This is a genomic window from Thalassobacillus sp. C254 (genome assembly GCF_001310615.1).
In genome coordinates this window covers 105,498-117,936 of record NZ_BAXQ01000002.1, presented here as the reverse complement: position 1 = coordinate 117,936, position 12,439 = coordinate 105,498, and the positions used below count along the sequence as shown (strand labels likewise).

13 protein-coding genes and 3 pseudogenes are annotated in these 12,439 nt (G+C 39.7%); 8 read left to right on the top strand and 8 right to left on the bottom strand.

The genetic code is table 11. From position 1 onward, the window contains the following. Positions 1–29 precede the first annotated feature (29 nt). On the top strand, positions 30–872 hold the full coding sequence (locus tag JCM19033_RS03115; RefSeq protein ID WP_054635412.1) for an ion transporter: 843 nt from the start codon (positions 30–32) through the stop codon (positions 870–872). Between the two features lie 46 nt (positions 873–918). On the opposite strand, the pseudogene JCM19033_RS03110 reads toward JCM19033_RS03115, so the two are convergent. From JCM19033_RS03110 to bioB, 4 genes and pseudogenes are all read right to left on the bottom strand, one after another. Then, positions 919–2,285: pseudogene (locus tag JCM19033_RS03110) on the bottom strand (aspartate kinase). A 469-nt stretch (positions 2,286–2,754) separates the two neighbouring features. Then, the gene (locus JCM19033_RS03105; RefSeq protein WP_054635236.1) at positions 2,755–3,093 is read right to left on the bottom strand and encodes a hypothetical protein; all 339 of its coding nucleotides are present in this window, start codon (positions 3,091–3,093) and stop codon (positions 2,755–2,757) included. Between the two features lie 254 nt (positions 3,094–3,347). Continuing rightward, a complete protein-coding gene (locus JCM19033_RS03100) occupies positions 3,348–4,136 on the bottom strand; it encodes a PRC-barrel domain-containing protein (protein WP_054635235.1) in 789 nt (262 codons plus the stop codon). A gap of 77 nt (positions 4,137–4,213) precedes the next feature. Further along, positions 4,214–5,229, bottom strand: a pseudogene (gene bioB / locus JCM19033_RS03095) (biotin synthase BioB). A 221-nt stretch (positions 5,230–5,450) separates the two neighbouring features. Here bioB and JCM19033_RS03090 point away from each other — a divergent pair. From JCM19033_RS03090 to cbpB, 3 genes and pseudogenes are all read left to right on the top strand, one after another. Next, positions 5,451–5,756, top strand: coding sequence for a MerR family transcriptional regulator (locus tag JCM19033_RS03090; protein WP_054635234.1), 306 nt, complete (start codon positions 5,451–5,453; stop codon positions 5,754–5,756). A 97-nt stretch (positions 5,757–5,853) separates the two neighbouring features. After that, positions 5,854–6,653, top strand: a pseudogene (locus tag JCM19033_RS24935) (divergent polysaccharide deacetylase family protein). Between the two features lie 387 nt (positions 6,654–7,040). Further along, the gene (gene cbpB / locus JCM19033_RS03075; RefSeq protein ID WP_054635411.1) at positions 7,041–7,475 is read left to right on the top strand and encodes a cyclic-di-AMP-binding protein CbpB; all 435 of its coding nucleotides are present in this window, start codon (positions 7,041–7,043) and stop codon (positions 7,473–7,475) included. A gap of 231 nt (positions 7,476–7,706) precedes the next feature. On the opposite strand, the gene JCM19033_RS03070 is transcribed toward cbpB, so the two are convergent. Further along, positions 7,707–8,099: a hypothetical protein gene (locus tag JCM19033_RS03070; protein WP_054635231.1), complete on the bottom strand. Its 393-nt coding sequence runs from the start codon at positions 8,097–8,099 to the stop codon at positions 7,707–7,709. 82 nt (positions 8,100–8,181) lie between these two features. Between JCM19033_RS03070 and JCM19033_RS27905 the strand changes: the two genes are divergently transcribed. The 3 genes from JCM19033_RS27905 to JCM19033_RS03060 are packed head-to-tail and all read left to right on the top strand — an operon-like array spanning position 8,182 to position 10,037. Further along, on the top strand, positions 8,182–8,361 hold the full coding sequence (locus tag JCM19033_RS27905) for a DUF4236 domain-containing protein (RefSeq protein ID WP_083465246.1): 180 nt from the start codon (positions 8,182–8,184) through the stop codon (positions 8,359–8,361). Then, entirely contained in the window at positions 8,336–9,439 is a 1,104-nt protein-coding gene (locus tag JCM19033_RS03065; RefSeq protein ID WP_054635230.1) for a hypothetical protein, read from the top strand. The genes JCM19033_RS27905 and JCM19033_RS03065 overlap by 26 nt, the downstream gene beginning before the upstream one ends. Next, positions 9,423–10,037, top strand: coding sequence for a CPBP family intramembrane glutamic endopeptidase (locus JCM19033_RS03060; protein ID WP_054635229.1), 615 nt, complete (start codon positions 9,423–9,425; stop codon positions 10,035–10,037). Before JCM19033_RS03065 ends, JCM19033_RS03060 begins: the two co-directional genes overlap by 17 nt. A gap of 244 nt (positions 10,038–10,281) precedes the next feature. On the opposite strand, the gene JCM19033_RS03055 is transcribed toward JCM19033_RS03060, so the two are convergent. Continuing rightward, positions 10,282–10,725: a YlbF family regulator gene (locus JCM19033_RS03055; RefSeq protein WP_157049717.1), complete on the bottom strand. Its 444-nt coding sequence runs from the start codon at positions 10,723–10,725 to the stop codon at positions 10,282–10,284. A 191-nt stretch (positions 10,726–10,916) separates the two neighbouring features. On the opposite strand from JCM19033_RS03055, the gene JCM19033_RS03050 reads away from it, so the two are divergent. Next, positions 10,917–11,681 (top strand): RimK family alpha-L-glutamate ligase, encoded by a 765-nt coding sequence (locus JCM19033_RS03050; RefSeq protein WP_054635228.1) that lies wholly within the window; start codon positions 10,917–10,919, stop codon positions 11,679–11,681. 50 nt (positions 11,682–11,731) lie between these two features. Here the strand turns inward: JCM19033_RS03050 and JCM19033_RS03045 are convergent, their stop codons facing one another. Then, positions 11,732–12,154 carry a hypothetical protein gene (locus tag JCM19033_RS03045; protein WP_054635227.1) on the bottom strand — a complete coding sequence of 141 codons (423 nt, stop codon included), beginning with the start codon at positions 12,152–12,154 and terminating at the stop codon, positions 11,732–11,734. A gap of 55 nt (positions 12,155–12,209) precedes the next feature. Beyond that, complete coding sequence (locus JCM19033_RS03040) at positions 12,210–12,437, bottom strand: YlbE-like family protein (protein WP_054635226.1); 228 nt, start codon at positions 12,435–12,437, stop codon at positions 12,210–12,212. Positions 12,438–12,439 lie beyond the last annotated feature (2 nt).

Here is a 12,439-nt window from a genome sequence, read left to right as displayed (position 1 = left end):
TGTATGTCAACAGAAAAAAGCCCAGGACGATGCGCGAAAAAGCCGCTGTATTGGTGAACCATCCTGCGTTCACTTACACCGTCCTCACTATTATTATCATTAATGCCATTATTGTCGGTATTGAAACTTATCCAGGTGTTTACGAAGCCAACAGAGATACTTTCTTTTTAGCCGACCGGATTCTCATCTGGATTTTCACTATAGAAATTGCCCTTCGTATGTACGCGGCTAAACCTTTCACATCTTTCTTTAAAGGTGCGTGGAACTGGTTTGACTTTTTAATTGTTGCAGCGAGCCATGTTTTTGTTGGAGCGCATTTTGTCACAGTGCTAAGGGTACTACGTGTCCTTCGTGTTCTTCGGATGATTTCTGTCATTCCCTCTTTGCGTAGATTAGTAGATGCACTGCTCATGACAATACCAGCTTTAGGAAATATTCTTATTCTGATGAGTATCATTTTTTACATTTTTGCTGTGATCGGTACGATGCTGTACGCTGATATAGCACCTGAATACTTTGGGAATCTTGAACTTTCCTTACTGACTCTCTTCCAGGTTGTTACCTTGGAATCATGGGCAAGCGGCGTTATGCGCCCGATTTTTGCGGAAGATCCATGGTCCTGGATATACTTTGTAGCGTTTGTCCTTGTTGGAACGTTCGTTGTCTTTAACCTCTTTATCGGGGTTATTGTAAATAATGTGGAAAAAGCCAATGAAATGGAGCTTCCGGATGTGAAAGCTGACCTAAAGGAAGATCATAAAGAACTGGCAAAAGGACATGAGGAACAAGAAACAGATATAAAAGAGCTGCGAAAGGAAGTTGCAGAGCTTAAAGAACTTTTGATCGAGCAGAATAAAAATATAAAAAACTAGGAAATTCATAAAAAAAGCAGCCTTTTATAGGCTGCTTTTTTATGAATTATTGAAGCACTGTTTTTGCACTGAAAAATTCTTCGTAAAGCCCACTGATGGCTTTATCAACATTTTCCTCCTTAATACCGAAGGCCAGTGAGACCTCGGAGGAACCCTGGTTGATCATTTCAATGTTTACTCCATTATCAGATAAAGCTTTGCTCGCTCTAGCAGCAATGCCTACTGTTTCATGCATGCCTTCTCCAACAAGCATGATCATAGCAAATCCTCTTTCAATATACGCATCATCTGCACCTAATTCATCCATAATTCTGCGTATAATGCGCTCTTCTTTTTCCGGGGTCATCTGGCTGTCTTCGAGAATGACAGAAGTATCATCAATACCTGATGGAATATGCTCGTAAGAAATCTCCTCGTCCTCAATGATTTCTAATAAACGACGTCCAAAACCAACTTCACGGTTCATTAAATACTTACGCACATAAATAGTGCTAAAGCCTTTATCTGCTGCAATTCCTATAATTGGATTTAATGCATATTCTCTTTCTGCGATAATCATTGTGCCGCTGCCTTGAGGATTATTCGTATTTTTGATGCACACAGGATGGATTTTCTAAACGCAGGGATTAATGCCTCATCATGAAAGACCGCAAACCCCGCGTAAGAAAGCTCCCTCATTTCTCTGTATGTCATTCTTTTAATCGCTACAGGCTCTTCTACTACCTTAGGGTTTGCAGCAAATACTGAATCTACATCAGTAAAGTTTTCATAAAGTTCTGCCTGTACCCCTGCCGCAACGATAGAGCCGGTAATATCAGACCCTCCACGTGAAAACGTAACTAACCGGCCTTCTTTGGAATAACCGAAAAATCCAGGGAAGACTAATACCCCATTTTTTTCACGCAATTTATAAAGGTGATCGTACGCTTCAGGAAGTACTTGAGCATTTCCTGGCTCATCACTTACATATAAACCTGCTTCTTGAGGGTTTACATACTCAGCAACCACACCAATGCTTTGAAGATAACGAGCTACCACTTTAGCATTGTTATCTTCCCCTGCTGCTTTGATCTGGTCCATAAACTGCTCAGGGTTTGCGGTATCATATGAAAGACGGCTTCTAAGGTCATCTTCAATTGTTTTTACTATATCTTCATCTAAATTCAAGCCAGCTGCGATATCGCTAAAACGCTCAACTACATCCTGAAGTTCCTTCTCCGCTTCTTTTTTCTCTAAGTATGTTTCCCCTAAGCGAATAAGTAAATCAGTGACTTTCGTATCTTCATCCGTTCTTTTTCCTGGTGCTGAGACAACCACTAGTCTTCGGTCATTATCAGAAGTGATAATATCTGCGACTTTCTTAATTTGTTCTGCACTAGCTAAGGATGTACCACCAAATTTGGCTACTTTCATCTCCTATTTACAACTCCCATACTGTTTTTTTTCTCTTCATTTTCTAAATATTCTCCAAAGATAAGGCTATCACAATGAATAGTCACACTCAAAAGGTGTTTGCTGGCATTATATCGTAATTATCCGGAAATAGGAGTGTGAGATTCATTGACTGGTCAATCTCATTCAATCGATAGCAGATAGTGTCAATCACACTCATTCTTCCTTCATTTAGCAAATATTCAATAAACTTACTTCTTGATGAGGTGATGTTTTATCTTTTTCGTTGTGCTTTGCTGCAAAAGCCAGTATCCCTTTATCCGTATTACCCTGTATATAACTCTTTTAAGCTTCTTTTTTCTTCTAAGATACTTCTTTTTGAGCTATCATCAAAAAACTCTAATATTATATTTTTACCATAGAAATGGAGCTTAGGCTATGGGGTATGTAAAAAATATGAATGAAAACACCTTCCAATTAAGGAAGGTGTTTAGTTCGCCATATGATCGGGCCACTCAGCCCATTTTGTAGGAACAATTCCCATTTCTTTAAGTAAAGCTAGATTTAATGGGACATCCTCTTCAACCAGGCTGTCCGACGTGCATTCTGCTTCTGCTTCATAACCCAGCGTAACAGCATGCTCTAAAGCCACCTCCTGAAGATTATTCGTGAGCTCAGCTTCCTCAAAACATGGAGGCGATACATATGTCTGGTTGGTGTGATCAATAATCACCCTTACACTCGGTGCATACAGACTTGTAGAGACAAAGAATCCTAGAATAATCAGGATGCCAAGTAAGGCAGCCATTGTAGATACAACGATTTTCATTAATTTAAATCCTTTCTTTTCTCTTTCTTTTTTCTAAATATGCTTTCAAAGATTTTCAATCCTATGTAAACAGAAACCAAGTTTATTATACACGCTGCCGGCTCGCATGAGTAAAAAGAAGTTTTATCTTCACTAAATAATCAAAATGCCTATTTTTCCTCACTTGTTATGGACGAGACTCTATTTTTAGTTACTACCAAAAAATGGCTGTTGAGAACATTTTCTCAACAGCCTGATTCATTCATACAAAGCAATTACAACTCCCGATCCCAATAATTTTCTTTTTTGAAGTGACTATAAAGATCTTCTTCAAAGGATCTTTCTACAGGATTCCCAGTTTCATAATCAGGAGCCTGCTCTATTTCTTCCTTGTTCACATTCATGTGAATATCACCGTTTACCCAGTCTACTTCGTTTACCCAATCTGTAGATAAGAGAACTTCTTTAGAGGAAAACATTTTAGATGAGCTGACGACCATATACCTTACCTTCCAGGTTTTATCTTCAATCAGAAGGTTGGAAACATTGCCTGCAGCTTCTTCATAAGCAACAATATTATACCCGGTCCAGTCTCCTGTTAATTCCTTTGCGCTTCTAAGCTTCGGTCCTTCCTGCTCATTTTCTTCAGTATCCTGCTCTTTAACTTTATTAGCAAGATCATCACTTCCAAGGCTTGCTAAATCTCTTGCGTAAGCATGATGCCCCCAGTAGCCTGCAAAGGGCCAGTAATACGAAAAACCATAATATTGATGATACTCTTCTTCTTTTTGTCGGGATATTGCTTCACTTGAGTCAATATCAGGTGCATCTTTAATCTGGTCTTTGGTTAGATCAACCCTCACTACTCCTTCTGATAAGTCAACGCTCTCAATAGAAATTGGGGAAATAAGAACCTTACCTCCGGGAAGCCACGGGTTTGTGTTAACGACCATATACCTTACCGTCCAATTATCTTCTTCAAAGAATAAATCGTCCACTTTTCCAATATCACCGTCGGTTGCTTCTATAGAAAAGCGGACAAGATCTTTTGCTGGAAATAACATAACCCTTCCTCCTTAAACAATCTTTGGTTATGTACATTCCTCAGTTGTAAAAAGTTCAAACTTTCCTGCAGCTCTTTCTATGGCAGAATGGCATCTTCTAAAGCATTTTCTTCAATATCAAAACCAAGATCTTTAATCATTTGATGGTCTGATTCAGCAATTTGTCCGCCCGTTGTAAGATAATCTCCTACAAAAATGGAGTTTGCAGCATACAAAGCTAACGGTTGAAGGGATCGGAGGTTCACTTCTCTTCCTCCGGAAACTCTGATTTCTTTATGCGGAAGTATAAAACGACTTAAAGCCAGGATTTTTAAAGAGCGCATTGGTCCTACCCCATTTTGGTTTTCAAGTTTGGTCCCTGGGATAGGATGCAAAAGATTAATGGGGATGGAATCTGCATCTAGCTCTCGTAGAGCAAATAAGGCTTCAATTAACTGCTCGTCCGTTTCTCCCATTCCGGCAATTAACCCTGAACAAGGAGAAAGACCTGCTTCCTTTGCATGGTTGACTGTCCCAACCCTGTCCTCGTACGTATGAGTAGTTGTTATTTCTCCATGGTGATCTTTATGAGTATTTAAGTTATGGTTATATCGATGAACCCTGCTTCTTTAAGCCTGACAGCCTGATGCTCCTTTAAGATTCCGAGACATGCACAGATTTTAAGTGGATAAGCAGCAGTAATTTCTTCTACAGCAGAAGCCACGTGTTCTACTTCTTTGTCGGTAGGTCCTCTTCCGCTCGCAACGATACAGTACGTTCCTGCTTTCCGACGCATCGCTTCCTCCGCACCCTTGACAAGGGCCTCTTTCTCCAGAAGTGGATATCTGTCTATTTCATTTTGTGCTTGGGAGGACTGAGAACAGTATCCGCAGTCCTCTGGACAAAGTCCGCTTTTGGCGTTCACTATCATATTAAGTTTTACCTTTTTTCCATAAAAATGCTTCCTGACCTTAAACGCAGCATCCAGAATGGAAAGCACTTCGTCTTCATCAGCTCGTAAGACAGCCAGCGCCTCATCTTTTGATAAGGTTTCTTTTCTAATCCCCTTTTCTGCTAAAATCCCCCACTCGTTCCATCCATTTTTTAATGTCAAGTTAAACCCCTCCCATTAATGTTAATCAATTATAATTAAAGGTTAACATTAATAGGAAGGGAAAACTACATAATTGCATAATTGTTTCGATTTTTTTACATTTTTAAATACTCTCACTTTTTAATGTTAGATTTTCTTACATAAGGGGAGCCGGTAATCCATATCTGTGTTAACATTTTATTAAAAGAAAAGCAATTGTGAGTAAAAGGAGTGGAATCCGGGTGGCTTCTTACAAGGATAAGAAAGTGATAACTATTGGGGTTGTAAGTGAGTTGACAGGCCTATCAGAAAGAAAAATTCGTTACTACGAAGAAAGAAAGCTGTTAGCCCCGGAAAGGTCAAAGGGTGGAACAAGAAAATACTCATTTCAGGATGTTGAAAGGCTTGTTGATATTGCCAATAAAATGGAAGACGGAATGCAAACTTTTGAAATACGTAAGATGGAGCAACGTGAACTAAAGAACAAACAGCTTCGTGAACGGATGCTCAGAGGACAAATTAACGCAGCCTTTAACATGAGAAAATAATGAAAGAAGCTTCTGTACATAGAAGCTTCTTTCTTTGTTAATGGATAGCGAATGTATGAAAGGGAATCCTATTTTAAGATAATTAAGAAAAGAAAGGATGACTCACGTGAAATACTGGATGGCACTTTGTCTTCTCCCGCTTTTTTTCTCCTATTATGTCACTTCAGTAAATGCTGCTTCCCCCCCTCCTCAAGTATCACTTATTATTGATGACTTTGGCGGCAAAGTGAAGGGCGTAGAAGAAATGCTTGATTTAGATCTTCCTCTCACGATTGCGATTATGCCTTTTATGGAAGACAGCCATAAGCAGGCAGTCCTGGCTGAGGAAAAAGGTCACGAAGTAATGCTTCATTTGCCGATGGAACCTCTCAAAGGAAAAGCATCCTGGCTCGGACCTGGTGCTATCCGCGCAGAGATGACAAAAGAAGAAGCAAAACAGGCCACTCAAAAAGCTATAGACAGCCTTCCTCATGTAAAAGGACTTAACAACCATATGGGCTCAAAAGTAGTAGAAACTTCTGAAGCCATTGCCGGTGTTCTTGAAGCAGCAAAGGAAAATCAGCTTTACGTTATCGACAGTGGTACGAATCCTCGTTCACTGATCCTGAGCTTTGTGAAAGTATGGGTATCCCTTACGAAGTGAGAGATGTGTTCTTAGATGACACTTTGTCTTCAGCTGCAGAGGTTAGACAACAAATGAAACACATGGCACAAAGGACAGAGTCGGATGCTAAGACAATCGCAATCGGTCATGTTGGCATTAAAGGCGAGGAAACGGTAACAGGAATCAAAGAGGGTCTTTCTTTTTTGAAATCAACAGGAACAGAAATCGTTCCCGCTTCCAGGCTGACTCTTTCAAACCTATCACGTAACCCTTTTTCTTTCTGGGAATATTAACAGCGCCCTTCAAAAGAAGAAGGGCTTTTTGCAGGCAACCGCTTTTTCGTTACAGTTTAGTTCTATTACGAATCAGCACTCTGATATTCATACCAGCCACATTTTCCAGAAAAAGGTTATTTTATTGGTTTAATCCATCTTCAAAGCGGGTATCTTCATATGTGGATAAGAGCCTGCAAAACAAATATTTTTGTACCTGAATATATTGTACCCTCCATTTGCAATATCTCTGCTCAGATCGGTGAATAGAGTGGGATTAAGACAAGAATACGCTTACATGTACTTATTGACATTAGAAACCATTCTTCCTATGATAGAATTGGGATCGATGGAACCCACTTTCTTTTACCCTTCCTAACTACACAAAGAAAGAAAGTGATAAAAATGATGCAAACTTTAAAAAACAGCCAGATTATGGATAACGAAATAAAAGAACTAATGATACCAGAAGAGAAAGTAGCTCACGTCCAATTAAACAACCCTCTGGACCACGCCCTGCTTGTTCTCATTAAATCTGGCTATACCGCTATTCCTGTACTGGATAAAGATTACAAGGTATGCGGACAAATTAGTAAAGCACAAATTCTGGATTCAATATTGGGTATCGAGCGAATTGAAATGGAACGTCTACACGAAATAAAAGTTAAGGATGTCATGTCCGAGAAGATACCAAGAATGAACAAGGATGAAACCTTTGGAAAAGCCTTGACTCTCTCTATCAATCACCCATTTGTCTGTATTGAAGATGACATGGGATCTTTTATTGGTATTTTAACGAGAAGGTCTATTCTGGCTCTGATTAACCGGTACCTTCGAAAGTAAGACCTTCCCTGCTGCCAGGGGCTGGGTCAAAACTCAGCTAAGTAAGGGCCTTCACCGTTGGTGAGGGCCCTTACTTATATTATAATTCTGTTGGTTGATTGTTCAAAAATACACTCGCTTGCACCTAAGGTACAAGTACGACATCCATTCAGGCTTCATCTCATTCGCTTTCACGATGTCTTTTTACCATTTTTTCACGAAAATATAGTTTTTATTTTTTTTTCTCTGTCCTTAAACATTTCGTTTAAGTCCTGTTTTCACAACTGCGGGAGGAAGCCATGAAGTATAAGCGACCTCATCTTTCATAATTGTCATATTATCCTCTTCTATAAATCTGTGAATGTGCTGCCAGGTAATAAAAGGAAAGGGAAGCTTTTCTCCTTTATCGATAAAATAATTCCCTTCGTTTACCTCCGTAATACGGGCTTCCCAGACTGGAGAAACAAGCCCTCCCTTTATCTGAAGCTGGATCGTTTCCCCTTCCTCCGTTCTTTCACCATCAACTACTTTCACCTTTGGAAAACCACTTAGCTTTTCGAGGTTCCTTGTGTATAAGAAAAATTCCCAAACGTTTTCTTTCTTATCATGTATCGTAGTTTCATAAGTGAATTCTCCTGAAAACATGCCCTTCCCCCCCTTTTGTTTTTTATATTCCTTCTTTTTCTTGTACAATAAACATTAACAGGTCGAAAGGAGCGATAGTCATATGAGTTTTCGTTTTCAAAAACGTGTCAGCGTAGCACCTGGTGTAAGGTTAAACTTCAGTAAACGGGGAATCAGCACAACTGTGGGCCGTCAGGGGCATCTGTCTCCCTTGGAAAAAAGGTCTCTATGGGAACATTGGTATCCCTGGAAGCGGATTGTCATACCGATCACGGCTGGATAAAGGGGCTGCCGGGCAAAGGCACTATGAATCTACTGAGAAGCTTCCCTATGATGCAAACCTTGTCTACGATGATTCTTCTCATTCATTTACCTTTGTGGACAGGATGGGTGATGAACTGCCTGCTAATCATTTGCGGGAATTAAAAAAACAAAATGCCTCTAAATTAAAAGAATTGTATAAAGAAAAAGAACGGGAAATCAATGAACAGACAACAAAACTGCTGGAAATTCATCATGAGCTTTCACCTCCAAAGACAGTAAGTGAAATTGAAAATGAAATTAGGGAAGAAACTACAGTGACGGCTTCTCCTCCACAGCGAGAAGAGATCTACCTGCGGGAAAAAGCAAAGCTTGAAAATGAAACGTCTTCTTTTTTAAAGGTACTTCGTTTCCTTTCTCCCAAGCAAAAAGACGAGTTTAACGAGCGTGTTAAACAACAAACCATTGAAACCTTTAATAATGAACAAGCTTCCTATGATGAGCTTATAGAACTTGCCAAACAAGAAAGAACATATCGCATAGATTTACTTCACCGCATGATGGCAGGGAGCCTTGAGGCCATGGATGAATGGCTCACGATGATGCTTGAAAAGCTGGACTTCCCGATAGATACAGACATTGACTTTCAAGTACTCGGCCCTAAAACCGTCTATGTCGATGTAAAGCTTCCTCCTCTTCAAGTTGTTCCAGTGTCGAAGGCTTCGATCTTAAAATCCGGCAAACTAAAAATTGAAAGGAAGTCTAAGAAACAACAACGAAACCATTATGCAAAGATGGTTGGAGGAGCAGCTTTATATTTATCTTCCTATATCTTCTCCTTGCTGCCAAATTGTGATCGTATCGTCCTGTCTGGCTATACGATCGAACCTGATCCAGTTACAGGTCATGATAACGAATGGTACTTGTATAGCATAGATGTTGATCGAGAAACCTTATACACCTTAAAAATGAGACAAGTTCATCCGATACAATCATTTAAGCAGTTTCACCCAAGGATGGACGCAACAAAAACGTATATTTTCAAACCCATTACTCCATATGAGCCAGAGGAAATTACTGTTTATGAAAAGCAAGCATAGGTACAAGAACATTCCATTGTGGGCAGGACTCCTTCTTGCCCACATTTTATTGTGGGGAGTTTTTGCGCTCCCCTCCCATCTTTTTTGGTATTGCTTTCCGCCTGCTATCGCTGTTTTAGGGGTTACTGCCTTTCTAGGAACCCATATGAAACAAAAAAGCCGGCTGACTGTTATAGCTGCCTTCGGCCTTATAACGGCTGTCATTTTTTATCTAGCTGTCTACCTTGCAAGCATAATAATTAACCGGTTTCTGCCGGATCTCAATGTTGAAATTACAAGTCTTTACGAAACAATTATGCCTGTCCATTGGTGGCATCATCTTTTTCTTGTCCTTTTAATTATTCCTGTTGAAGAATTATTCTGGCGCGGCTATGTACAGGAAAATTTACCTTTATCCCCTCCGTTGAAGGTTGCCGTTGCCACTTTGTTATACGCCTCTGCTCACATAACAAGCGGCTCTTTTTTGTTGGTCACCGCAGCCATCGCCGGAGGATTGTTATGGGGATGTCTATACTTGCGATTTCAGGATATCCGCTTGTGCATCCTTTCCCACCTCCTTTTTAACATCTTACTTCTTTACCTCTTTCCACTTGCATAATAACCCCATAAAGGAAGTACCTTTTCCTTGTTAGAAAACCAAGGGGATTCTTCCCTATGTGTTTACACCCGTACCTTTCTTGCGATAAAAAATTTATCGAGTTTGATAAAATGTGTATAATAAAAAAGGTTCCAATTACCATGTATGATGATAATTGGAACCTTTTTTCTTTTTCCTTAAGACTGTTTTGTCCAAATTTCCTCAATCTGCCTGGCTTTCGCCATAGCTCTTACAACCAGCCAGCTTACCCGCAGCCACAGCTTCCCCCGGAGCCACAGCCCCCTCCACAAGAAAGGTTATCGAAATAAGGGTTTCCCGTTGGCACCTTTATATTTGGTGACACTGCATAGCCAATTTCAGCGCTGATTTCATTTAATAATGACTCGAGCTCCTTTTCAGCTTTTTTAAAGGCGCTGATCGAGTCATTTACATCAAGCTTGCGCTTTAACTGTCGAACGTTGGAAGAAACAGTCTTATAATCTGGATGATACTTACCAAAGCGCTGAACTTCCTCATATTGTTCTTTTATATTTGTAAAACGATAAATGAGCTCCTGAGCTTCAGTATCCTCATCCATTCGTTCTTTGCAAGTAAGATAAGCTTGAAACACTTCTGATCGAATGACTAAATCTCCAAGAGCTGCCGAAGCAGCAAGGACATCAGCCGGCGTTGAAACCATTGTAGTCATAGATCCACCTCCGAATAGAGATAGTATAACACGTACCAGGTTGTTGGTGAAAGGTAGCTTCTATTGAAAGGCTGCTCTATTATTTAGTTTTGTAAAATCATAGAAGAAGATTGACCGGAAGTTCATTAGCTTCGTATAATATTCTTCGTAATGTAAGGTTACGCAAGCATACTATCTCAGGAGGAACATTCATGAAAATAGTAACGTTTAATCCTTTCCGAACCATTGGAATTCCAAATATTCAATATATTAAGCCTGAAAAAATGTTTCATCCTCTCGAAAAAGATAAGATCTTACAAGCTGATATATGTCTTTTTCCTGAAAAATGGCAGGTAAATGCCCTTGTATATGGAATGAAAAAGAAAATCTTCCCTTCTATAGAAACGATTCATCTTGGCTATGACAAAATCGAAATGACAAGGGCATTGCTTAGTGTCTGCCCTTCACATGTTCCCTACACTGAAATACATGGGCGTTCAAAGGAAAGCCTTGAAAATATCCTTCTTACGTTTCCCTTTCCTTTTGTAGGCAAAGAAAGTCGTAACTCTATGGGAAAAGGTGTGTTTCTCATTAACAACCAGGATGAATTTAAAGATTACGCACAAAGTAACAGCACCCTGTATGTTCAAGAATATCTTCCAATCAACAAAGATTTACGCGTTTGTGTCATTGGAAATAAAGTGGTAAATGCTTATTGGCGGATTAATGATGAGAGCAGTTTTTATAATAACATCGCCCAGGGCGGCACTATCTCCTTTGATAATATACCTCAGGAAGCGTTGGATTTAGCACTGGAAACTGCCTTGCATTTAGGAATCAATCATGCGGGATTCGACCTTGTGTTTGCTAACAATCAATACTACTTTTTAGAATTTAATGTTTTATTTGGGAATCAAGGATTTCAGGAGAAAGGTATCCGAGCAGAAGATTATATAATAGAAGCGATATCACACTAAAAAACGATGCCTCCTGAAAAGGCACCGTTTTTTTTGTTTCCCCTTCCAGCCTAGGCAATGGTGATCTCAAAACTCATTTCTTTAGCATGAGCTTTTCCTTCATGATCAACTGGCTGTATGGTGATTTCATGATCACCTGCCGGCAATCCTTTTATCACAAAAGCGGCTTGGTCCATCCTTCCGATCTCTGAGCCGTCAAGCTTTAATAGTAAGTAACCGTCTCCTTTCTGCTCGTTCATGGACAGAGAGAAGTCTGGAAGAATACATTCAACATAAATGTTGGCTTCTTTCACTTTATATTGCAGGCTCCATCCATCTTCTTGCATGGATTCTTTTGTGACTTCACTGGTCACTTTATTCACGGGAACTATTTGTAATGGTTCAATTTCTATCATTTCCTGGCTATAGGCTGCCGAAGCATAAAAAATAGTGCAAACCAACGCAAGCAGGAATGACGTTTTTATTTTTGACAATTCGTAAACCCCCTTTGCCTGTATGTTGTGACAAAGAAGGCTTACTTATCCACATTTATTGTGCCCTTAGCATATTTAGAAGCATCATGACCATATTTAATCCATGATTCATTTTTTCCACTCTTTGGGGGAAAGTCTTTCCGTGATAAATGTTGGCTTCTTTTTCAAATTCCATGATCCTTTGAGGATTTCTATTTAACCTTCTATACCAATGAGGATGAAAACGGATGAAAGCTTTTAAGTCAGGCCGTGAGCTCACGTAGGAATATACATCTTGACGCAAGT

Coding starts and splice junctions, on each gene's coding strand:
- JCM19033_RS03115 (WP_054635412.1), top strand. CDS start 30: ATGCGCGAAAAAGCCGCTGTATTGGTGAACCATCCTGCGTTCACTTAC.
- JCM19033_RS03105 (WP_054635236.1), bottom strand. CDS start 3,093: ATGAAAATCGTTGTATCTACAATGGCTGCCTTACTTGGCATCCTGATT.
- JCM19033_RS03100 (WP_054635235.1), bottom strand. CDS start 4,136: ATGTTATTTCCAGCAAAAGATCTTGTCCGCTTTTCTATAGAAGCAACC.
- cbpB (WP_054635411.1), top strand. CDS start 7,041: ATGCAAACTTTAAAAAACAGCCAGATTATGGATAACGAAATAAAAGAA.
- JCM19033_RS03070 (WP_054635231.1), bottom strand. CDS start 8,099: ATGTTTTCAGGAGAATTCACTTATGAAACTACGATACATGATAAGAAA.
- JCM19033_RS27905 (WP_083465246.1), top strand. CDS start 8,182: ATGAGTTTTCGTTTTCAAAAACGTGTCAGCGTAGCACCTGGTGTAAGG.
- JCM19033_RS03060 (WP_054635229.1), top strand. CDS start 9,423: ATGAAAAGCAAGCATAGGTACAAGAACATTCCATTGTGGGCAGGACTC.
- JCM19033_RS03055 (WP_157049717.1), bottom strand. CDS start 10,725: ATGACTACAATGGTTTCAACGCCGGCTGATGTCCTTGCTGCTTCGGCA.
- JCM19033_RS03050 (WP_054635228.1), top strand. CDS start 10,917: ATGAAAATAGTAACGTTTAATCCTTTCCGAACCATTGGAATTCCAAAT.